Source organism: Pantoea sp. B65, assembly GCF_047308185.1.
In the GTDB taxonomy this organism is placed as follows: Bacteria; Pseudomonadota; Gammaproteobacteria; order Enterobacterales; family Enterobacteriaceae; genus Erwinia.
Genome location: NZ_JAHXPU010000009.1, coordinates 21,781 through 43,671, shown reverse-complemented (window position 1 = coordinate 43,671; position 21,891 = coordinate 21,781). Strand labels below are relative to the sequence as shown.

Below are 21,891 nucleotides of genomic sequence, written 5' to 3'. Positions count from 1 at the left end.
GCATCATCCGGTAGAAATCGGCAGGGCTAGATTTGGCTTACAAATATTTACATTATTCATTCTGCTCTATGTAACAACCAAATCGACGAATCCACCGTATCTCTTGTCTTGGCGGCTATTTACAAGAGGTGGTTCGCCAGGATATTCTCTTTCTGCGGTCTCAATGGATGGTCACTCTGTGGCTGGGGATCGCATTACAGGACTGGCTGTGTCCGATATACAGCCTGGTAATAACCATGCAGTACAACTTCTCCGAGCTTAACGCTCTATCCATCGCTGACGTTTATACTAACGTTACTGGTCTTGGCACCAAACCCTGTGGCACTGACTGCGTCGAACCTGAAGATGAGACCTGTCCGCTCTGTGGTCATAGGGGCTGTTTCCGCCTGCACACTGACACAAATCAGGCACATTGTTATTCCTGCGACGACCATTCAAGTGTAATTGACCTGGTAATGAAGCTCTGTGAGCTGTCATCACCAGTTGAAGCCGCCAGTTCCATCACAAAAATGGTGTTCGAATCGTACACCCCGGTAGAGGTCACTCGGGCAGAACCTGAACCGGATATCCGTAATCTAGATCGGGTGGCAGAAATCAACGTGGCAATCGCTGAATATTACCACCGGAATCTGGTTGGCAATATGTCTGCCTTCGCTTACCAGTCAGCAACGCGGGGTCATAAGCCTGAGACGGTGATGGGGGCTAAGGTTGGATACGCGGACGGTAAGCTTGTTGCAGCACTTGTGGGATTCAGTGAAGAGGAAATTCTGGAGACTGGAATGGCTCGCCTCCAGAATGGTCGCCTTGTAGATTTTGCACCTGCCGGGGTATATGTCTACCCGCACTACATTGATGGGAAGGTCGCTCGTTTTACCTTTAAAGATCCTACTAAAGAGTTTAAGTTCCAGCAGCCAAAACGGCACTGGTTACCTAGCGCTTGCTGGTATGGTCAGGACTCGCTGGAACGCCCTGGAGCCATCGCTCTGGTTGAAGGTGAGAATGACCGCTTAGCATTGATGGAGGTGTATGACGGGCCGGTACTGGCCTCTATCGGTTCTATCAGTCGTGAACAAGCCGAGTTCATCCAGTCGTTAGGCCGTGAGGTCCGTACCTACTTCGATAATGACGATGCTGGGAATAAATACCGCACTAAATTCCCCGATGCTCTACACTATATCGTCCCCGAGCCGAATGGTGATATTGATGAGTATATTCGTCAGGGTAATGACTGGGGGTCTTTGAAAGTGGCACAAGTGTTTACAACAAAGGCTGAGCTCATCGAGCCACGTGCACCTGGGGTTTGTGGGCCCGAGAGCTTTAATGATACCGGTAATGCCAATAGCCTAGCACGACGTTTCGGACAGGATCTGCGATATGTCCGTGAAACAGATTCGTTTCTCCAATGGGGTGGTCGCTGGGTTCCGGCTGGAGTTCAAATATTGGAGCACGCTAAGCGTACTGCTGCTGCCGTACTCGCTGACGGTCAGGTTTTATTGCAGTCAGATAACGAAGATACCCGCTCTCGGGGGGAGGCAACCGTTAAATATGCCAGCCAGCTCCATAATTTGCCGAAACTCAAGGCAATGATCGAGCTGGTTAAGCCTAAGCTGGAAATCTGCACGGCAAACCTCGACGCTGATCCCATGCTACTTGGTATTAATAACGGTGCGATTGAGCTGCGAACTGGGGAATACCGTGAAAATCGCCGTGATGATCTGATTACACGTTTTTGCCCGGTGGATTATTACCCGCAGGCTGGCTGCCCGACTTGGGAGCGGTTCATTATGGACATTACCTGCGGCGATCTCGAACTTGCATCCTTTCTGCAACGTCTCGTTGGGTATTTCCTCACAGGACGTACAGATGAACAGCTTCTGTTTTTCTTTTATGGTCACGGAAGTAACGGCAAATCGACATTTATTCAAACGGTACAATCTCTGATGGGCAGCTATGCTACACAGATTAACAGTGACGTACTGATGGTTAACCGCAATAACGGTGGACCGAATGCATCTTTGGCTAAATTGCCGGGTAAGCGGTTAGTCGTGGCCAACGAACTACCTGAGAATGGACGTTTCGACGAGACACTCATCAAAGCGATGACAGGCGGTGATACATTAGTCGCTCGACAGGTATATGGGAAGCATGAGATTGAGTTCATGGCCCAGTTTTCGCTGCTGATTATCGGCAACCATAAGCCGGTTATTCACGATATGTCTCACGGCATGTGGCGTCGTATGTGTTTAATCCCCTTTGCCGCTCAGTTTTCAGCAGGACAGGCAGATCCGACGCTGCCCGCTAAATTACATTCTGAGCTTCCGGGGATACTAAATTGGGCTCTGGTGGGCGTTACTGAATGGCAACAACAGGGCCTTAAACGCTCTCTGCCAGACGCTGTAGTGACGGCTAACAATGAATATCGCGAGGAAAGCGATCTGTTGGGTGAGTTCCTGGAGGGCTGCTATCGCGAACCTGACGCGTACTCTTCGGCGACGGAACTATATCGAGCATTCCAGATGTTTGCCTGCGAGGGTAACGAATGGAAAATGACTCAGCGAGTCTTCAATAAAAAGATGGCTGAACGGGGCTTTGCCAAGGTTCGTCGTGACAGTAAGGCGGGATTCCGTGGTGTTGCAGTGGTGGATACCGAAATGGCTCAAGTGTTCGAACCAACACCGTATATCGTATAGTGCTGATTCTGTGCTCCTCCCCTTTGACCGATAAGGTTGCCGGGGAGGGCATTCAGGTAAATAACCAGGAGTTTAGTGCCGATTATTCAACATATTAGTAAACTTTTTCTATGAGAATGACTGTGGAGAGTTTAGAAAAAAAGCTAATAATCAGCACTCAGTGATGCAGTATTCGCTTTATTCGTTGTCCTGATAAAGAAATCGCCAGCGAGGCGTTCGACACGAATCGGCACTAACAGGAGAATTCCATGAACACATTAAGATTGATTATAGACAAATCGAAGTTCCTTACTAAAAGTTATAACTGTGCGGTAGATGTTGACGTATGTAGCCTTCCATTCAGCATCACCGAAGCCATACAGCAGCTCGTACCGAATGGTTACCGTGATGGTCTCACCTATGATCGGGCAGATTTCATCATGTGTAACTTACTACGTATCCTGAGTGGCTATAACGTCAAGGCTACCATCACCGACCATACCCAGCGGAAAACTCAGGTGTGCCCCTTTTGATTCTCCGGGCATGGACGCCTGAAAATAACCGCTGAGTTGGTAAAATTAAGTTAAAGCGTTACGTTATTAGCTTGTATCCGCTTGAGATCAAGTCTAGGGATTTGCTCAATGACATTACGTTGAGCCTGTACGCTCGTCTCCCCATAGCCGTGACTGGCCTTCACCCTCTCTGACGAATTTTCGTTGTGCCCGAGGATGCTGTCCTGAATTTCTTCACGAACGTTCAGGTCACGGCACAGGGTAACAAGCGTATGGCGGAAGCTGTGAGTGGGCTTGATGCCTTCCCTCTTCAGGCCGTGATCGCGAATATAGTTACCCCACCAACGACCATAGTTGTAGGAGTATTTTCTGTTCACATCCGACTTATCGGTAAAAAGCTGGTAGGTGCGGGATTGTACGAATTCGAGGAAGCCTAGCTCAAGCAGGTGGCTGTGAATCGGGAACTGCCGCGTATTCCCCATCTTGATCGACTGACCTTCACCCATAGCCAGCCTGAAGCATGGGATACCGCTCTCTTCAACGATGTCGCCTTTACGAAGCTGAGCTATTTCCTCAACGCGGGCACCTGAGTAGTAAAGGATTATCGGTATCCAATAAGCCATATCGCCATGTGGAGTCTCGTCCCCGTTAAAAACGGGTAGGGAGAAGATTTGGCGGATCTCATCTTGGCTAAATGACCTGACGATTCTCGGGCTAGATACGGTCTTGCGTTTCTTCAGTTTGCTGAGTGGGTTATCTGTGAGCTTACCGTCTTCCACTGCGACCCTAAAGATAGAAGACAGCTCTTTAAGTATATTCTCGACTCGGGTAGGGCTGATTTTCTCACCCTCGGCTTCCACTTGTTTATGCAGTGGGAGTTGCCGTACAAGTTTCGACGGACGGGATGGAAGTTTTTCGAGCAGATTACGGAAATCGGCGAGATCGGCGACGGTGATGTCCTCGACAGCTTTGTTACCGATAAACTCGACGAAGCGATTCGCCGATGTCGTGTAGGCAATAATCCGGCTTTCTGCCCGTAGAGGTTCGTGGTGCTTGACGTATTCTTTATAGCGCTCGAATAGATCAGTAAATCTGAGTGTATTCGGTTTATCTATAGGCAGTACATCCAGTCCTTTGCTTTTGACGTAGAGCTTTGGGCGAAGATAAAGGAGATATGCATTCGTCAGATCATTACGCCGTTCAGCCAGTCGCCATGCCAGCCGTTTTCTCCATGCTGACGTAAGGACGATAGGTGTATATTCGAGGGCCTCATTCAGCTCAACAGCCATCAGTTTACAGATTGATACGTCACGTTCTTCCTGCCATGTTTGCGACTTATAGCGGGGCTTGCGTTCGCGGTCTTCCAGCCAGTCGTGAATTATCCCGTTTGCCGGTGAGTGTACGAGCCCTGTTTGATCATTGAACTGCTCCTCGACTATGTATCTCTCACGAATAAGCTCATCGTTCTGCATGGTCTTTGAAGCCCAAACGCTAACAATCAGTTCAATGTCAGCATCGGTTAATGACTGCTCTGCCGAAAGCTGCTTTTCAGCAATCTTGAGCATCATATCTATCTGGATGATTTTGGCGGGCGCACGCTCTCTGGCTTCCTTCACGTCTTTTGTATCAAGGGTAAGCTTGATTTCACGTTTATTAAGGATGCCTTGTAGGTGTTTGGGGACGGCTTTACGGACGAGGTAAACGCCGAATCGGTTCTTTGTTGGTTGTATCATAATGCCCATTTTGTACCACCTTTCTGTACCACCGTGAAGCGAAGCCGGAGGAATTTTAAAAGAGGTAACTACTGATAAACCAACAAGTTATTGAGCCAGAAAGCAAAAACCCCCGCATAAGCGAGGGTTTGGAATGTTGGTGCCCGGACTCGGAATCGAACCAAGGACACGGGGATTTTCAATCCCCTGCTCTACCGACTGAGCTATCCGGGCAACGGGGCGCATTAAACCGTAAAGGCGGAAAAGCGTCAAATGCTTTTATGGGGAAAATGAACTGATTGCACCCTTTTTCACCACTCAACCGCAAAATACCCGGTTTATGACCAATTAAACGCCGGTTTACGCTGCCTTGCTGCGCCAGGCGGTGATAATCGTCAATATGCGCCGCACGGGGGTGCGGATAAGCGGCTTTTACCGGCGGGAAACATCTGCTTAGCAAAATTTACTTACGCATAAATTTGCATAACTTGCGGATAATAAAACGCTTTTATTCCTGCTGTTTTTGATTAGTCGTTATTTATCAACTGGTTGGGTGAAATGGCCCTTTGCGGATTAATTCACTTTAGCGGGTTGTGTCAAAAAACAAAAAATGCCATGATTGCGCAAATTTTGACGTCACGTCATCACCTATCCATTTGAGGTCGCCGCCATGAACGGTTCAATGCTGAAAAAAAGCACTTGTTCCCGTCATCTTCGGATGTCGCTGCGCGCGCGATCGTCACTCAGACAGACCCCATCGATACACCCTCTCACCATGCGGTGAGGCCGTCATACGCTTGCTGTTGGGCATGAGTAAAAACAGACGAGATCTGATTTTACTGATGTCTATCGGTTGAAGCTGAATCCAACTCTGCTTAGTCGAACCCTGACATATTACGTCAGGAATGGTCTCCAGATGGGGCCAGTTCCTGGTGACGTGCCTTTGGCACCCACTCATCCTTGACCGCTGGGGATTTGTGCTATGACCACACTGAAAATTGCTGCCAGCGCCGCCGTTGCGCCAAACCTCCACACCACGCGTGAAGTTGTTGCGCTGGATAGTACCGATTTCACCGATGTGGCGGCGGTTGTCGTCTCCGTTGCGGATTCCCGTAGTGGGGTGCTGGCGTTGCTGCGTCACACCGGTTTTAATCTGCCGGTATTTATTGCGCTGGACAGCGCCGATCAAGCGCAGGGACTGCCTGAGGTTAACGGGTTGCTTACCGCTGACCATAAATCAGCTGAGCAACTCGAAGCGGCCGCTGCGCAGTATGAAGCCGCGCTGTTACCGCCATTTTTCGATACCCTGACCAAATACGTGGCAATGGGTAATAGCACCTTTGCCTGTCCGGGCCATCAGGGTGGGGCGTTTTTCAAAAAACATCCGGCCGGTCGGCAGTTTTTTGATTTCTTCGGCGAAAATGTGTTTCGCGCCGATATGTGTAATGCCGACGTTAAGCTGGGCGATCTGCTGATCCACGAAGGTTCGGCCAAGCACGCGCAGAAATTCGCCGCTAAAGTGTTTAACGCCGATAAAACCTATTTTGTGCTCAATGGCACTTCCAGCGCCAATAAAGTGGTGACTAATGCCCTGCTGACGCGCGGCGATCTGGTGCTGTTTGACCGTAATAATCATAAATCAAACCATCATGGTGCGCTGATCCAGGCGGGCGCGACGCCGGTCTATCTGGAAACCGCGCGTAACCCATTTGGTTTTATTGGCGGCATTGATGCGCGCTGCTTTGATGAGCGCTATCTGCGCCGGCAGATTAAAGAGGTGGCGCCTGAACGTGCGGCTGAGGCGCGTCCGTTCCGTCTGGCGGTGATCCAGCTCGGCACTTATGATGGTACCGTGTATAACGCACGGCAGGTGATCGACCGTATCGGCCATCTCTGTGACTACATTCTGTTTGATTCGGCGTGGGTCGGCTATGAGCAGTTTATTCCGGTGATGGAAGCCTGTTCGCCGCTGCTGCTCGACCTGAAACCGAACGATCCCGGCATTTTTGTTACCCAGTCGGTGCATAAGCAGCAGGCCGGTTTCTCGCAAACCTCGCAGATCCACAAAAAAGATAACCATATTCGCGGTCAGCAGCGTTTTTGCAGCCATAAGCGGCTGAATAACGCCTTTATGCTGCATGCGTCTACCAGCCCGTTCTATCCGCTGTTTGCGGCGCTCGACGTCAATGCCAAAATGCATCAGGGGGCGGCGGGCCGTCGCCTGTGGCATGAGTGCGTCATGCTGGGCATTGACGCGCGTAAAGCGATCCTGGCGAAATGTACCATGATCAAGCCGTTCCTGCCGGATAGCGTTAATGGCCAGCCGTGGCAGGATGCGAGTACCGCCACCATTGCCGGTGATGCGCGATATTTCAGTTTTGCGCCGGGCGCGCAGTGGCATGGCTTTGATGGTTATGCCCGCGATCAATATATTATCGACCCGTGCAAGCTGTTGCTGACCACCCCGGGCATTGATGCGGCGACCGGCGCCTACGCTTCATTTGGCATTCCGGCCACCATTCTCGCTAACTATCTGCGTGAAAATGGTGTGGTGCCGGAGAAGTGCGACCTGAACTCGATCCTGTTCCTGCTGACGCCAGCGGAAAGTGCGGAAAAAATGGCGCATCTGGTGGCGATGCTGGTGCAATTTGAGCAGCACGTGAAAGACGATGCGCTGCTATGTGATGTATTGCCAACGGTATACCGCAAGAATGCCGCGCGCTATCAGGGTTACACTCTGCGCCGCCTCTGTCAGGAGATGCACGATCTCTATGTCAGTTACGGCGTGAAAGATCTGCAGAAAGCGATGTTCCGTCAGGAGAGTCTGCCGAAAGTGGCGATGAACCCCCAGGATGCCAATATCGAATTTATTCGTGGCAACGTTGAGCTGGTTCCCATCGCTAAAGCGGAAGGGCGCATCGCGGCGGAAGGCGCGTTACCCTATCCTCCGGGCGTATTGTGCGTGGTGCCGGGCGAAGTGTGGGGCGGAGCGGTACAGCGCTATTTCCTCGCGCTGGAAGAGGGCATTAATCTGTTGCCGGGCTTTTCACCAGAGTTGCAGGGCGTCTATGCCGAAGCCGATGAACATGGCGTTAAGCGCCTGTGCGGTTATGTGATGACGTAATTAACTCCGCAGCGTGCCAGTAAAACGGGGGCCATTCACCGGCCCCCGGTGAAGGTTATACCGTTACTATTTTCGCTTCTTCCCGCGCCTGACTAATAATCGCTTTCGCTATCCATTTCGCCACATCCTGCAACTGCTGGTTATCGCAACCCCAAATATCCTTCAGCACCAGAAAAATCTCTGAGCCATATACCAGCGACAGAGCCTGCAATACACGCTGCATCAATTCTGGCGGCAACTCATCCGCCAGCGGTTCCACCACCTTCTGCAGTAACTGTTTACGGTTGCCGCGCACCAGCCGCTCTTTAACCGGCAGCGCATCCTGTGATTGCGACTGCGCCCACTGGGTCAGTGATAAATGCAATGCCGCGCGCAAAGTCCCCTCATGCTGCAGCATGCGAGGGAAGGCAAACGTCAATAACTCGTCAATACGGGCGCCAGCTTCCTGCTGGCTGGGTTGCCAGTGATTAATCGGACTCAGGGTTTCGCTGACAATAGCGGTCACCAGTGCACTTTGTGTAGGGAAGTAACGATAGGCAGTAGCGCGCGACAGCTGTGCCGACTGAGCAACTTCACTTATCGACGGGAAGGCGCCCCCGTCAAACAGTTGCATGGCAGTATCGATGAGCAGGCGGCGCGTTCGTGCGCGAGTTGATGTCAATGACATACTTTCTTGGTTTTCCATTTGAACCACAATGACCTCGGTATCTGTATAAAACTGCCTGATTTCAGTCGCTTAACGCATAGTGGCCGTAAGTGAGCCGCGTCGTTTCTTGCTGCTGATTACCGCTTCAGGCCCGGTATAAATATTAATGAGACTACAGTTTCATTCTATTGATTTAACAATTAAATGGATGGTACTGTAATCCCGGCGTAAAGTGACAGTTCCTGACACAAAGGATATTGTGGTTTTTATTTCAGGTTTATCAACTCTTTATTCAGGTAAATAATAGGATTGAGCCAAAGAAATGGAAAAAAGTACCGGTACTATTTATGCCGTTGCGACGGCTGATACTAAAGGAAAGGAACTGTATTTCGTCCGCGATCTGATCGCCGCTTGCGGGGCGAAAGTGGTTACAGTTGATCTGTCTACTCAGACACTTAGCGTTGACTCGCAGGCCGATTTCAGCGCTGAAACCGTGGCCGATTTTCACCCACAGGGCAGGGCGGCAGTGTTCTGCGGCGACCGTGGTCGCGCCATTGATGCCATGGCCAGCGCATTTGAGATTTTCCTTAGCCATCGTCAGGATGTGGCCGGAATTATCGGTCTCGGCGGCTCTGGCGGTACCGCGCTGATTACCCCTGCCATGCAGGCATTGCCGATCGGTATTCCTAAGATAATGGTTTCCACCATGGCATCCGGCGATATCGCGGGTTATATCGGCGCCAGCGATATCAGCATGCTCTATTCGGTCACTGATGTGTCCGGCCTGAATCGCATCTCGCGTCAGGTACTTGGCAACGCCGCCCATCAGATTGCCGGCGCGGTGCTGTTTCAGGTGGCGGCTGATGCCAGCGATAAACCAGCGCTGGGTTTAACCATGTTTGGCGTTACCACCCCCTGCATTCAGGCGGTGAGCCAGGCGCTGGAAAGCGAATATGACTGTCTGGTGTTTCATGCCACCGGCAGCGGCGGTAAGGCGATGGAGAAGCTGGCAGACAGCGGTATGCTGGCCGGGGTACTTGATCTGACCACCACTGAAGTCTGTGATTTACTCTCCGGCGGCGTGCTGGCCTGTGGCGAACAGCGCTTTGACGCCATCGCCACATCAGCCGTACCGTATATTGTCTCCTGCGGCGCGCTGGATATGGTGAACTTTGGCCACCCGTCGACGGTACCGGCGAAATATGCCGATCGCCGGTTTTACCATCACAATGCGCAGGTCACTCTGATGCGTACCACGCCGGAAGAGAACGTGGCGCTGGCGAAATGGATCGCCGCCAAACTTAATCGTTGTCGCGGCGCAGTCAGATTTCTGATCCCCGAAGGCGGTTTCTCCGCGCTGGATGCGCCGGGTCAGCCCTTCTGGTGGCCGGAAGCCAATCAGGCGTTTATCACCACGCTGGAAGCGGAACTGTTACAGACCGACCAGCGCAAAATTCACTATCTGCCTTATAACATTAACCATCCATTGTTTGCAGCAGCGGCGGTGGCGGCATTTCGCAGCCTCGTTGCCGGGGAGAAATAGTTATGCCTGCATTTAAGCGTCAGGAATTATTAGCCAGATTCAGAGCGATGATTGCCCGTCGTGAACCGATTATCGGCGGGGGCGCAGGTACTGGTCTGTCGGCAAAATGTGAAGAGGCGGGCGGTATCGATCTGATTGTTATTTATAACTCCGGCCGTTATCGCATGGCGGGACGCGGTTCGCTGGCCGGTTTGCTGGCATACGGCAATGCCAATGAAATCGTGGTTGATATGGCGAAAGAAGTTCTGCCGGTGGTAAAGGATACGCCGGTTCTGGCCGGGGTTAACGGCACCGACCCTTTTTGCCAGTTTGATAAATTTCTCGATGATCTAAAGGCGCTGGGTTTTTCCGGCGTGCAGAATTTCCCGACTGTCGGGCTGATTGATGGCAACTTTCGCGCCAATCTGGAAGAGACCGGTATGGGCTACGCGCTGGAAGTGGAGATGATCCGCCTGGCGCATCAGAAGGATATGCTGACCACCCCCTACGTATTTAACCAGCAGGATGCGGTGGCGATGACCGAAGCGGGGGCGGATATTATCGTGCCGCATATGGGGCTGACCACCGGCGGCAATATCGGCGCGGAAACTGCGCTACAGCTAAAAGATTGTGTTCCGCTGATTAATCAGTGGGCGCAGGCCGCCAAAGCGGTGCGTGAGGATGTCATCGTGCTCTGTCATGGCGGACCGATTTCGACGCCGGATGACGCGCAATATATTCTCGACCACTGCCCGCTGTGCGATGGTTTTTACGGCGCCAGCTCAATGGAACGTTTACCGACCGAAGTGGCATTAACCAACACCACTAAACAGTTTAAAAATATAACGCGTTGATATCATCCCGACACCAGGGAAGTTGGCGGCATCACTTTGATGCCAGCACCAGTGGAAAGCAAAACGGCGAGCTCAGGCTCGCCGTTTTTATTTAGCATCAGGTTATCAGTAGCGGCGGTAGCCACCCTGCGCTTTGCTGACTTTGTACAGATAACGCCGCGACTCCGCTGACGGATGGTTGGTGGTCAGTGTCTGATAGACATCACCCGGCGACATGGCGTTAATGCGATTAAACGCGGCATTTTTATCACTGGAGAAGGTGCGCAGCACGCTACCGGCGCCGCCGTTATAGGCGGTAATCACGGCGTAACGCCGTGACGTCGGATCGGCAATCCCGGCCAGATAGGTATCCTGCAACATCGCCAGATAAGCGGTACCGGTATCGATATTGTTTTCCGGATCGAACAGATAGCTGCGGCTTGGTTTACCCCATTTACCCTGCATGCGGAAAACATCCACCCCGGCGCTGTGCTGCACCACCTGCATCAGGCCCAGCGCATCAGAATGGCTGACGGCGTATGGGTTGAAGCTTGATTCAATCTGCATAATCGCCAGAATCAGCGACTGATCGACGCCATATTTCTCTGCCGCTTTACGAACCATTGGCAGATATTTATGCGCACGTTTATCCAGGTGGTTTGGCACCATCGGAATGGTGACCGACCAGATAACATGCAGGCCGGAGGTGCGGCGTTGCAGTTTGTTCTGCAGCAGATAATCAGCAAAGCTGGCGGCGCGCCCCTGCCAGCGAATCGGCTGACCGGTATTATCCAGTACCTGGCCGTACAGCAGCGGCTCTTTACTGATCTGAATATCATTGGCGTCAGAATAGAGATCGACATTGCCCGGCTCTTCGCCGATCAGCAGGGTGGTAATAATTGCCTGACGCAGGCTCGCCACCGGATTGGTGCCGGCAATCGTTTCAATGGTGATGCTGCCCGAATCAAAGTTGATATGGCTGCGGGTGTAGTACTGATCGCTATATTTTACATAGTCTTTCGGACCGGCGATCAAAACCTCATTGATACCCCAGATATTCTCAATGTCATGGGCAAACTGGCCCATCAAAATATCAAAACCGTTGGTGTCCTTTACCCATTCTTCGTGATAAGCATCTTTTTTATTACTTGAGCAGGAGATCAACAGCGGTGCTATCACTAGCAAGGCAATAAATTTTTTCATTTTAACAATGTTCAGCCCAAAAAATGGGGCCTCAGGGAGGCCCAAAACGTTATTCTTCTGGAGGGGTATAGCCTTCGATATGAACCTCTTTGCCTTCGAACAGGAACTTTACCATCTCCTGTTCCAGCAGTTTGCGATCGTCAGGATTCATCATGCTGAGCTTCTTCTCGTTAATCAACATGGTCTGTTTGCTCATCCACTGCGCCCAGGCTTCTTTTGATATTTCGTTATAGATGCGTTTACCCAGTTCGCCCGGATAGAGCTGGAAGTCCTGTCCTTCGGCATCACGTTGTAAGAACGTGCAGAAAATTGTGCGGCTCATTACTCTTCCTCTTGTATCGCGCGTGTATTCAACGTCATTTGCTGTGGTTGTCGTAATTCATGCAGCAGGCGCTCAACCGGAGCGGCCAATCCCACAGACGGTGGCTGCGCTAAGTTATACCAGAGACCCGCGCCTTCATCCATGGCCCGACCAACAGAAGGCAGTTCCAGCCACATTGGCACGATATCCAGATGAAAATGGCTAAAAGTATGGCGGAAGGCTACCATCTGGCTTAACTTGCCGCCATCAATGGCGCGACTTTTTAGCCACTGTTGCAGTTCCGGTAGGGTAGTAAATTGCGGGAAACAGTACAGCCCGCCCCACAGGCCGACCGGCGGACGTTGTTCCAGCCAGACACCACTACCGCGCTGCATCAGCAAAAACCAGCCGGTGCGCTCCGGCAACGTCTGTTTCGGCTTCTTACCCGGATATGTTGCCCAGCTGCTGGTGGCATAGGCGATACAGCCCTGACTGACCGGGCAGATTTCACATTTGGGTTTCGAGCGGGTGCAGACCATGGCGCCTAAATCCATCATCGCCTGATTAAACTGGCTGACGCCGGCCGCCGGCGTGACCTGCTCACTGAGATCCCACAGCTGCTTTTCGACCTCTTTCCTGCCCGGCCAGCCGTCGATGGCATAGCAGCGCGCCAGCACGCGTTTGACGTTGCCGTCCAGAATCGGGAAGTGCTGGCCCAGCGCCAGCGAGAGAATGGCGCCCGCGGTCGAACGGCCGACGCCCGGCAGATCGGCCACCGCGGCAAAGGTTTCCGGGAATACTCCGCCATGCCGCTCTACTACCTGCTGCGCCGCTTTATGCAGATTGCGCGCGCGGGCATAGTAGCCGAGTCCGGTCCACAGATGCAGGACTTCATCCAGCGGCGCGGCGGCCAGATCGGTAACGGTGGGGAAGCGGGCCATAAAGCGCTCAAAATAGGGGATGACGGTAGCAACCTGGGTTTGCTGCAGCATCACTTCCGAGAGCCATACCTTATAAGGCGTTTTATTCAGCTGCCATGGCAGGGTTTTGCGACCAAAGCGCTGATACCAGTCCAGCACTTGTTGCGCGAACTGTTGCGCTTGCATCATCAGGAGGAAATTTTCCGTTATTACTCTACACTCAGGCAGGAATTCCAGCACAGACGCTGGATGCTGTAAACCGGAACTTTGCGGGACTTGCTTATCAGCAGTAACTTTGCATAATGCCCGCATATTCCTGAATGGGCAGATTAACAGGCAGCCACATGATAAATGACGTCATCTCACCAGAATTTGATGAAAACGGTCGCGCGATGCGCCGTATCCGCAGTTTCGTCCGCCGCCAGGGCCGGTTAACCAAAGGCCAGCAACTGGCGCTGGATAACTACTGGCCGGTGATGGGCGTTGAGTATCAGGCCGCGCCTGTCGAGCTGAACACTCTGTTTGGCCGTGAGGCGCCGGTGGTGCTGGAGATCGGTTTCGGAATGGGCGCTTCGCTGGTGACCATGGCAAGCAGTAATCCGCAGCAAAACTTCCTTGGTATTGAAGTTCATTCTCCGGGGGTTGGCGCCTGTCTCGGCTCGGCCCATGAGGCTGGCGTCGATAATCTGCGCGTAATGTGCCATGACGCGGTGGAAGTGCTGCAGAATATGATCCCGGATAACTCACTGCGCATGGTGCAGCTGTTTTTCCCGGACCCGTGGCACAAAGCGCGTCATAATAAACGCCGCATTGTCCAGGTGCCATTTGCCGAGCTGGTGATGCAGAAACTGAAGCTGGGCGGCACTTTCCATATGGCCACCGACTGGGAAGCCTATGCGCAACATATGCTGGAAGTAATGAACAGCATCGACGGTTATAAAAATCAGTCGGAAGATAATAGCTATGTGCCGCGCCCTGAGTCGCGACCACTGACCAAATTTGAGCAGCGTGGCCAGCGTTTAGGTCACGGTGTATGGGATCTGATGTTTGAGAGGGTTAAATAATGGCTATACAACGCAGTCGTCGTCTCCGTAAGAAAATGCACATCGATGAGTTCCAGGAACTCGGTTTCTCCGTCAACTTCACCTTCCCGGAAGGCAGCAGCGAGGAAGAGATCGATAGCAGTGTTGATGCGCTGATTAATGAAGTTATCGAGCCGAACGGTCTGGCGTTTGATGGCAGTGGCTACCTGCAGTGGGAAGGGCTGATCTGCCTTGAGAAAAGCGGTAAATGCACGGAAGAACATCAGGAGCTGGTGCGTAACTGGCTGAACGCGCGCCAGCTGAAAGATGTGCGTGTTTCTGAACTGTTTGACGTTTGGTGGGACTAATTGATTGGGCGGCGTAGTAAATGCCGCCGCTGGAGCCTGCGATTTTATGCAGGGGCGGCATCTGTGCCGCCGGTCAGATTTTTATTCAGGAGATTGCATGATTCGTAAAGCGCTGGTGGTTGCGTTGCTGTTAGCCGCAGGTCAGGCTCAGGCCGCATATGAGTGCAGTGTTAAGCCGCAGGACGATGTGGTAATTACACCGCAAAGCGTGCAGGTGGTTGGCGCCAGCGGCAATCTGGTGATCTCTCCTGAAGGTAATATGCAATTTAACGGTAAGCCGGTGAATGCTGACGCCGCTACGCGGCAGAAAGCTATCGATTATCAGAGCGCACTGCGCCGCGATCTGCCGTGGGTCGATCAGGGCGCGACCCGGCGTCTGGATAAGGGGCGGGTGGCACTGGATGGCGTAATTGTCGGGAAGCTTGGCAGCGACAGTAATGTGCGTTCACGTCTGACTTCGCTGGATACCCAGCTGAAGCAGCAGATGAACCGTATTATTGAGCATCGCAGCGATGGGTTAACCTTCCACCACCAGGCTATCGATCAGGTGCGTCAGGACGGTGAACGCCTGGTACAGAGCGCGCTGGGCGGCGTGGTACAGGACAGCCTGAATGAGATGGGCAGTAAACAAGCCGGGGCCGGTAATAATCCGCTACAGGCGATTATGGGCAATCTGGGTGGCCTGCAGCAGGCGATTCAGGCCGAGTGGAGCAAGCAGGAGCAGGATTTCCAGAATTTCGGTCATGAAGTCTGTAACCGCGTGACCAGCCTCGAAGCGCAGCGCAAAGAGGTGCTGGCCGGGGTGAAACAGTAAAACAAAGCCTTACGGGCGGCATTGATGCCGCCCGTGGCGTTAAAGCGCTATTCTGTCAGAAACAACTCCAGCAACGAATTAAGAAACAGCTTGCCTTTCTGCGTAATCTGCCAGTACTCCGCCGTCTCCGTCAGATAACCTTTCGCCAGCGCCTGCGCGATTTGCGGGCGGATCAGCGATTCGTCCAGTCCGGTATAGCGGGCAAACTCCTCACGCGGCGCGGGTTCCAGCAGGCGGAAACGGTTCATAAAAAACTCGAACGGCTTCTCGCTCTCTTCTACTTCGTGCTGGCGGTCAAGATACTTCCCGGCCATAAAGCCACGCGGGTGACGCGTCTTGCTGGTACGGATAATACGCCCATCTTCCTGCGTCAGTTTACCGTGCGCGCCACAGCCAATGCCGAGATAATCGCCAAAGCGCCAGTAGTTGAGATTATGCTCACAGCGGTAACCGGGTTTGGCATAGGCCGAGGTTTCATACTGCTGATAGCCCGCAGCGGTCAGCAGCTGGTCACCCTGTTCGAAAATATCCCATAGCGCATCGTCATCCGGCAGTACCGGCGGCCGCGAGCTGAACAGGGTATTGGGTTCAATGGTCAGCTGATACCAGGAGAGATGCGGCGGGTTCAGCGCAATCGCCTGGCGCAGGTCGTCCAGCGCCTGTTCCAGCGTCTGATCCGGCAAACCGTGCATCAGATCGAGGTTGAAGCTGCGCAGGCCAAGGTCGGCGGCCAGATGCGCTGCGCGTACCGCCTCTTGCGGCCCGTGAATGCGCCCCAGACGTTGCAACTTCTCCGGGCTGAAGCTCTGGACGCCAATCGAGATACGGTTAATACCGGCGCGCTGATAGCCGCTAAAGCGATCGGCTTCCACCGTCCCCGGATTGGCTTCCATGGTGATTTCGGCACCGGGCGACAGCGGCAGGCGGGCACGCACGCCATCCAGCAGCAGCAGCATCGCTTCACTGCTCAGCAGGCTGGGAGTACCGCCGCCGATAAAAATGGTGCCCACTTCCCGGCCGCCGGTTAATGGCAGGTCGTTATCCAGATCGGCCAGCAGGTGACGCACATACTCCTCGTGCGGCACCTCGCCTTTTAACGCATGCGAGTTGAAATCGCAGTAGGGGCACTTCTGCACACACCACGGAATATGAATATACAGGCTGAGTGGCGGGCGCTCAGACATTACGCATGGCATCCAGCAGCAGCGTCAATGCTTTGCCCCGATGGGAAACGGCGCGTTTCTCATCTTTGCTCAGTTCAGCGGCAGTTTTACCCAGCGCCGGTATCCGGAAGATCGGATCGTAGCCAAAGCCACCGCTGCCGACGGCGGCGCGGGTGATCACCCCTTGCCAGCTGCCGTGGAATACCAGCGGCGTCGGGTCCGCAGCGTGACGCAGATAGACCAGCACGCAGTGAAACTGTGCCTGGCGGCGATCGTCCGGCACATCCTGCAGCGCCACCAGCAGCTTTTCCAGATTCTGCCGGTCGCTGGCATCTTCTCCGGCATAACGCGCCGAGTAAATCCCCGGCGCGCCACCCAGCGCATCCACCGCCAGGCCCGAGTCATCGGCAATCGCCGGTAACCCGGTGATCTGCGCGGCATGACGCGCCTTGAGAATGGCGTTTTCAATAAAGGTTAAACCGGTCTCTTCGGCAGACTCGACGCCGAGATCGGTTTGCGCCACGATATCAAGGCCGAAGGCCGCCAGCAGATCGGCCAGTTCACGGACTTTTCCCGGGTTACCGGTAGCGAGAACAACTTTTTGCATAACAGATCCAGAATTCATAATTAATACGTTACAGCAGATACCACAGGCCAGGGAACAGATCCATGCCGAGGTAGTTCAGCATATAGAGGATCAAAATCACCACCATAGCGGAGAAATCGATGCCGCCCATCGCCGGGAGAATACGACGAATCGGCGCCATTAGCGGCTCGGTCAGCTGAATCAGCACATAATCCACCGCGCCGCGTCCCTGACTGATCCAGCTCATCAGTGAACGAATAATAATTACCCAGAACACCAGATAACCGGCGGATTTCACCAGTGATAGCAGACCTACTAACAGGTTCATCGGGTCGACGGACAGCGCGCCAACCTGAATTAACAGTAAAATCGGATATTTCAGCGTGGTCAGCACAAATGCCAGCAGCAGCGAAGCGGTATCAATCGGCCCGATAGCCGGCAAAATACGCCGCAACGGTTTAATAACTGGCTGGGTGATTTTGACCACAAACTGTGCCAGCGGGTTGTAAAAATCACAGCGCGCCCACTGCATCCAGATACGTAACAGCAGCACCATTACGTAGAGATCAATCAGGGTCTTGACCAGAAAAGTCAACGTCAGCATGAGGTTCCTCAGTTATTGTTGTGAGAGGCGTTAGCGTAATCCCGCGCGCCAAAAATAGCGGTGCCAATACGCACCATGGTGCTGCCAGCCGCGATTGCGGCATCCATATCGTCACTCATTCCCAGAGAAAGCGTATCGACGGTTGGATAGTCCTGCTTCAGTTGTGCCAGCGCCGCGGCCATCTGCCGGCACACCGCCAGCTGGCGGGCATAATCACCCTCCGGCGCCGGAATTGCCATCAGCCCGCGCAGCTGCAAATGCGGCAACTGTGCGATTTCCCGCGCCAGCGCCGGCAATGCCTCCAGCATGATGCCAGATTTGCTCTGTTCGTCGCTGATGTTTATTTGAATTAGCACATTTAACGGCGCGAGATGCGCAGGGCGCTGCTCGTTCAGCCGGGTGGCAATGCGTAACCGGTCCACGGTATGGCACCAGGCAAAATGCTCCGCCACCAGACGACTCTTGTTGGATTGCAAAGGGCCGATAAAGTGCCAGACCAGTTGCGGATAAGCCGCCAGCGCCTGAATCTTATCGACCCCTTCCTGCACATAATTCTCACCAAATGCGATCTGACCGGCGGCCACCGCTTCTTCGACCGCGCTCGCAGGTTTGGTTTTACTGACCGCAAGCAGCGTAACTTCTGCTGGATCGCGGCCGCAACGTTCGGACGCCGCTGAGATCCGCTGGCGAACTTGCTGTAGGTTTTGCTGGATTGAGATCATAGTCAGGAGAACTTTATGGATATCGAAGAAATCGTGGCCCTTAGTGTAAAGCATAACGCCGCCGATCTGCACCTGTGCAGTGGTCATTCGCCACAGTGGCGTTGCCAGGGCCGTCTGTCAGCCATTCCCGGCCAGGCGGAAATCAGCGCCGGGGTGCTGGAATCGCTGGTGACAGGCTGGCTGGACAGCAAGCAGCGTGCTTATCTCGCCTCTGGCGGCGATGTTGATTTTGCGCTTACCTTAGCCAGCGGTACGCGTCTGCGCGCCAGTCTGTTCCGGCAGCGCCATGGTCTGTCGCTGGCGCTGCGTCTGATCGCCAGCCAGTGTCCCGCGCTGGAGACGCTGGGGCTACCCGGAATTATCCCGACCTTATTACAGCAGCCGGACGGTTTACTGTTGATTACCGGCGCAACCGGCAGCGGGAAATCCACTACCCTGGCGGCAATGATTGACCGGCTTAATCAGCAGTGCGACCTGCATATTTTAACCCTTGAGGATCCCATCGAATTTATCCATGGCAGTAAGCGGTCATTGATCCAGCAGCGGGAGATTGGCCTGCATTGCAGCTCGTTTCAGCAGGGATTGCGCGCCGCGCTGCGCGAGGATCCGGATGTGATCCTGCTGGGCGAGTTGCGCGACAGTGAAAGCATTCGTCTGGCGCTGACCGCGGCGGAAACCGGCCATCTGGTGCTGGCGACGCTGCATACCCGCGGCGCTGCCCAGGCTGTTGAACGGCTGGTGGATGTTTTTCCGGCCGCGGAGAAGAGCCTGGTGCGCTGCCAGCTGGCGGGCAGCCTGAAAGCGGTAGTGGCCCAGCGTCTGGTGCCGGGCGTCGGCGGCGGGCGGGTGGCGCTATTTGAGGTGCTGGTCAATACGCCGGCGGTAGCGAATTTGATCCGCGAAGGCAAAAGTCATCAGTTACCCGGCCTGCTGCAAACCGGGATGCAGGCCGGGATGCGCACCTTTGAGCAGAGCCTGCGCGAGCGTATTGCCGCAGGTGCGGTGGCTGACAGCGCCCGGGAGCGTTCTCAGGCAGCATCAGCAATCAGTGATTTTCGAACCAGCTTTCCAGGATAATCACCGCTGACAGGGAATCGACACTGCCTTTGGTCAGCGCGCGAAAACCACCACGGGCAAACAGATCGGCACGCGCTTCAACGGTACTCAGGCGCTCATCATGCAGTTCGACCTGCACGCCAAAACGGCCATGCAGGCGATTGGCAAATTTACGCGCCCTGGCGGTTAGCGGCTGCTCGGTGCCGTCCATATTCAGCGGCAGGCCAACCACCACCCGGTCCGGCTGCCACTCTTTTAGCAGGCGTTCGATACTGTTCCAGTCAGGAATGCCGTCATTGGCTTTCATTGCCGCCAGCGGACGGGCGGTACCGGTAAGCTGCTGGCCGATCGCTACGCCAATGCTCTTGGTGCCAAAATCAAACGACAACAGGGTCATAGTCGACATCAGGCGTGTCCTGCTTCACTGGTGATATTATGAATATCCACACCAATACTTTTCGCCGCTTCACGCCAGCGTTCGGCTATTGGCGTATGAAACAGGATATTGCTATTGGCCGGCGTGGTCAGCCAGGCATTTTCCAGCAGTTCGCCTTCCAGTTGATCTTTTTCCCACGCGCAATAACCCAGCGCGACCAGCACCTGTTCAGGCTGATCGGGGGTACCGATCGATTCCAGCACATCACGTGAGGTGGTAATCACGGTGTTATCGGACACCCGGATACTGGAAGAGAAGGTTCTCTGCGCCGAGTGCAGAATAAAGCCGCGATCTTCCGCCAGCGGACCGCCGGAAAACACTGGCTTATCCAGTTTCACTTCGGGGGTGCGTAACGTCGGCGAAATTTTTAGTTTTTTGAGAATGCCGTCAACCGTTAAGTTTTCCATCGGTTTATTGACGATCAAACCCATGGCACCTTCATCATTATGCTCGCAGATATAGACGACTGAGCGCTTGAATAAAGGGTCCTGTAGAGTAGGCATGGCAATCAAAAAGTGGTGCTGTAAATTCATTGTCACTCGTTCTGTGTTTTGGCTAAGCGCCGCGGCGTAATTGCGCCGTGGCGGTTAACGGGTTGGCAACGAGGCCGAAGCCCCGTGTAAACAATCACGCCAGACGTTTTTCAATCGCATCCATCAGCAGGCCGGTGATAGAGATCGGGAACGCCGCTTCAATTTCGCGCACGCAGGTCGGGCTGGTGACGTTAATTTCCGTCAGCTTGTCGCCGATAATATCCAGACCAACAAAAATCAGCCCTTTCGCTTTCAGCGTCGGGCCGACGCGGCGGGCGATTTCCCAGTCGCTTTCGGTTAACGGCCGTGCTTCACCGCGTCCACCGGCGGCCAGGTTGCCACGGGTTTCCCCTGATTTTGGAATACGCGCCAGGCAGTAAGGTACTGGCTCGCCGTCAATCACTAACACGCGCTTATCACCGTCTTTAATGGCCGGCAGATAGTTTTGCGCCATGCAGTAGAAACTGCCGTGTTCGGTCAGGGTCTCAATGATCACCGACAGGTTCGGATCTTCCTGTTTGATGCGGAAAATCGACGCGCCGCCCATGCCATCAAGTGGCTTCAGAATAATATCGCCGTGTTGTTGCCAGAATTCCCGGATCTGGTGCGCATTACGCGTTACCAGCGTATCCGGCGTCAGTTCCGCAAACCAGGCGGTAAACAGCTTCTCATTACAATCGCGCAGGCTCTGCGGCTTGTTAACAATCAGCGTGCCTTGCTCTTCCGCACGCTCAAGGATATAAGTGGCATAGATAAACTCAGTGTCAAATGGCGGATCTTTACGCATCAGAATCACGTTAAGATCGGCCAGCGCGATATCCTGCTCGCTGCCAAACTCGAACCATTTGTCGTAGTTTTGCTCAACGCTCAGGGTGCGGGTACGCGCACGGCCTTCACCAGCCCGCAGATAGAGATCGTTCATCTCCATATAATGAATTTCATAACCGCGGCGCTGAGCTTCCAGCAGCATGGCAAAGCTGGTGTCTTTTTTAATGTTGATGGAGGTAATCGGGTCCATCACGATCCCAAGCTTAATCATTTATTCTCCTGAATTCGCCAGTAGAGGCTGTAATTATGCCGCCTCTGCTAATGGTTAACGGGAGCCATAAATGGCTCCCCTACAGTGTTTCGGATGATCCCGTCCA

The 21,891-nt window shown here is 53.7% G+C and carries 20 protein-coding genes and 1 tRNA gene; 8 read left to right on the top strand and 13 right to left on the bottom strand.

Features of this window, described 5'->3' with window-relative positions:
- Positions 1-236 precede the first annotated feature (236 nt).
- Positions 237-2,690 carry a phage/plasmid primase, P4 family gene (locus tag JWF83_RS00745; RefSeq protein ID WP_413647992.1) on the top strand — a complete coding sequence of 818 codons (2,454 nt, stop codon included), beginning with the start codon at positions 237-239 and terminating at the stop codon, positions 2,688-2,690.
- Positions 2,691-3,252: 562 nt separating this feature from the next.
- Here the strand turns inward: JWF83_RS00745 and JWF83_RS00740 are convergent.
- Together JWF83_RS00740 and JWF83_RS00735 are read right to left on the bottom strand one after the other, a co-directional pair.
- The gene (locus JWF83_RS00740; RefSeq protein WP_413647991.1) at positions 3,253-4,923 is read right to left on the bottom strand and encodes a DUF6538 domain-containing protein; all 1,671 of its coding nucleotides are present in this window, start codon (positions 4,921-4,923) and stop codon (positions 3,253-3,255) included.
- Between the two features lie 128 nt (positions 4,924-5,051).
- A tRNA-Phe gene (locus JWF83_RS00735) sits at positions 5,052-5,127 on the bottom strand.
- Between the two features lie 748 nt (positions 5,128-5,875).
- Between JWF83_RS00735 and JWF83_RS00730 the strand changes: the two genes are divergently transcribed.
- Entirely contained in the window at positions 5,876-8,017 is a 2,142-nt protein-coding gene (locus tag JWF83_RS00730) for an ornithine decarboxylase (RefSeq protein ID WP_413647990.1), read from the top strand.
- Between the two features lie 55 nt (positions 8,018-8,072).
- Here JWF83_RS00730 and JWF83_RS00725 read toward each other — a convergent pair whose 3' ends face one another.
- On the bottom strand, positions 8,073-8,702 hold the full coding sequence (locus JWF83_RS00725) for a TetR/AcrR family transcriptional regulator (protein WP_413647989.1): 630 nt from the start codon (positions 8,700-8,702) through the stop codon (positions 8,073-8,075).
- A 283-nt stretch (positions 8,703-8,985) separates the two neighbouring features.
- Here JWF83_RS00725 and JWF83_RS00720 point away from each other — a divergent pair, with 283 nt between their 5' ends.
- Both JWF83_RS00720 and JWF83_RS00715 read left to right on the top strand, forming a co-directional pair.
- Positions 8,986-10,206, top strand: coding sequence for a Tm-1-like ATP-binding domain-containing protein (locus JWF83_RS00720; protein ID WP_413647988.1), 1,221 nt, complete (start codon positions 8,986-8,988; stop codon positions 10,204-10,206).
- Between the two features lie 2 nt (positions 10,207-10,208).
- A complete protein-coding gene (locus JWF83_RS00715) occupies positions 10,209-11,039 on the top strand; it encodes a phosphoenolpyruvate hydrolase family protein (RefSeq protein ID WP_413647987.1) in 831 nt (276 codons plus the stop codon).
- A gap of 105 nt (positions 11,040-11,144) precedes the next feature.
- On the opposite strand, the gene mltC is transcribed toward JWF83_RS00715, so the two are convergent.
- Genes mltC through mutY form a run of 3 tightly spaced genes read right to left on the bottom strand, consistent with a single transcriptional unit; the run spans position 11,145 to position 13,631 of the window.
- The gene (mltC, locus tag JWF83_RS00710; protein ID WP_413647986.1) at positions 11,145-12,221 is read right to left on the bottom strand and encodes a membrane-bound lytic murein transglycosylase MltC; all 1,077 of its coding nucleotides are present in this window, start codon (positions 12,219-12,221) and stop codon (positions 11,145-11,147) included.
- 49 nt (positions 12,222-12,270) lie between these two features.
- Entirely contained in the window at positions 12,271-12,543 is a 273-nt protein-coding gene (locus JWF83_RS00705; protein ID WP_413647985.1) for an oxidative damage protection protein, read from the bottom strand.
- On the bottom strand, positions 12,543-13,631 hold the full coding sequence (gene mutY, locus JWF83_RS00700; RefSeq protein ID WP_413647984.1) for an A/G-specific adenine glycosylase: 1,089 nt from the start codon (positions 13,629-13,631) through the stop codon (positions 12,543-12,545). Before mutY ends, JWF83_RS00705 begins: the two co-directional genes overlap by 1 nt.
- Positions 13,632-13,786: 155 nt before the next feature.
- Here mutY and trmB point away from each other — a divergent pair, with 155 nt between their 5' ends.
- The 3 genes from trmB to JWF83_RS00685 all read left to right on the top strand — a co-directional run bounded on the left by trmB (position 13,787) and on the right by JWF83_RS00685 (position 15,646).
- Positions 13,787-14,506, top strand: a complete 720-nt coding sequence (trmB, locus tag JWF83_RS00695) for a tRNA (guanosine(46)-N7)-methyltransferase TrmB (RefSeq protein ID WP_413647983.1) — start codon at positions 13,787-13,789, stop codon at positions 14,504-14,506.
- Positions 14,506-14,832: a YggL family protein gene (locus JWF83_RS00690; protein ID WP_413647982.1), complete on the top strand. Its 327-nt coding sequence runs from the start codon at positions 14,506-14,508 to the stop codon at positions 14,830-14,832. The genes trmB and JWF83_RS00690 overlap by 1 nt, the downstream gene beginning before the upstream one ends.
- 97 nt (positions 14,833-14,929) lie before the next feature.
- On the top strand, positions 14,930-15,646 hold the full coding sequence (locus JWF83_RS00685; protein WP_413647981.1) for a DUF2884 domain-containing protein: 717 nt from the start codon (positions 14,930-14,932) through the stop codon (positions 15,644-15,646).
- 47 nt (positions 15,647-15,693) lie between these two features.
- Here JWF83_RS00685 and hemW read toward each other — a convergent pair whose 3' ends face one another.
- The 4 genes from hemW to JWF83_RS00665 are packed head-to-tail and all read right to left on the bottom strand — an operon-like array spanning position 15,694 to position 18,721.
- A complete protein-coding gene (gene hemW, locus JWF83_RS00680) occupies positions 15,694-16,830 on the bottom strand; it encodes a radical SAM family heme chaperone HemW (protein ID WP_413647980.1) in 1,137 nt (378 codons plus the stop codon).
- Positions 16,823-17,416: an XTP/dITP diphosphatase gene (locus JWF83_RS00675; RefSeq protein WP_413647979.1), complete on the bottom strand. Its 594-nt coding sequence runs from the start codon at positions 17,414-17,416 to the stop codon at positions 16,823-16,825. The genes hemW and JWF83_RS00675 overlap by 8 nt, the downstream gene beginning before the upstream one ends.
- Before the next feature lie 28 nt (positions 17,417-17,444).
- Complete coding sequence (locus JWF83_RS00670; RefSeq protein ID WP_413647978.1) at positions 17,445-17,999, bottom strand: YggT family protein; 555 nt, start codon at positions 17,997-17,999, stop codon at positions 17,445-17,447.
- An 8-nt stretch (positions 18,000-18,007) separates the two neighbouring features.
- Entirely contained in the window at positions 18,008-18,721 is a 714-nt protein-coding gene (locus JWF83_RS00665; protein WP_413647977.1) for a YggS family pyridoxal phosphate-dependent enzyme, read from the bottom strand.
- A 15-nt stretch (positions 18,722-18,736) separates the two neighbouring features.
- Here JWF83_RS00665 and JWF83_RS00660 point away from each other — a divergent pair, with 15 nt between their 5' ends.
- Positions 18,737-19,798 carry a type IV pilus twitching motility protein PilT gene (locus tag JWF83_RS00660; protein ID WP_413647976.1) on the top strand — a complete coding sequence of 354 codons (1,062 nt, stop codon included), beginning with the start codon at positions 18,737-18,739 and terminating at the stop codon, positions 19,796-19,798.
- Here the strand turns inward: JWF83_RS00660 and ruvX are convergent.
- The 3 genes from ruvX to gshB form a co-directional block, all read right to left on the bottom strand.
- Positions 19,767-20,183: a Holliday junction resolvase RuvX gene (gene ruvX / locus JWF83_RS00655; protein ID WP_413647975.1), complete on the bottom strand. Its 417-nt coding sequence runs from the start codon at positions 20,181-20,183 to the stop codon at positions 19,767-19,769. The genes JWF83_RS00660 and ruvX overlap by 32 nt on opposite strands.
- The gene (locus JWF83_RS00650) at positions 20,183-20,746 is read right to left on the bottom strand and encodes a YqgE/AlgH family protein (RefSeq protein ID WP_413647974.1); all 564 of its coding nucleotides are present in this window, start codon (positions 20,744-20,746) and stop codon (positions 20,183-20,185) included. Before JWF83_RS00650 ends, ruvX begins: the two co-directional genes overlap by 1 nt.
- Before the next feature lie 94 nt (positions 20,747-20,840).
- Positions 20,841-21,785 carry a glutathione synthase gene (gene gshB / locus JWF83_RS00645; protein WP_413647973.1) on the bottom strand — a complete coding sequence of 315 codons (945 nt, stop codon included), beginning with the start codon at positions 21,783-21,785 and terminating at the stop codon, positions 20,841-20,843.
- Positions 21,786-21,891 lie beyond the last annotated feature (106 nt).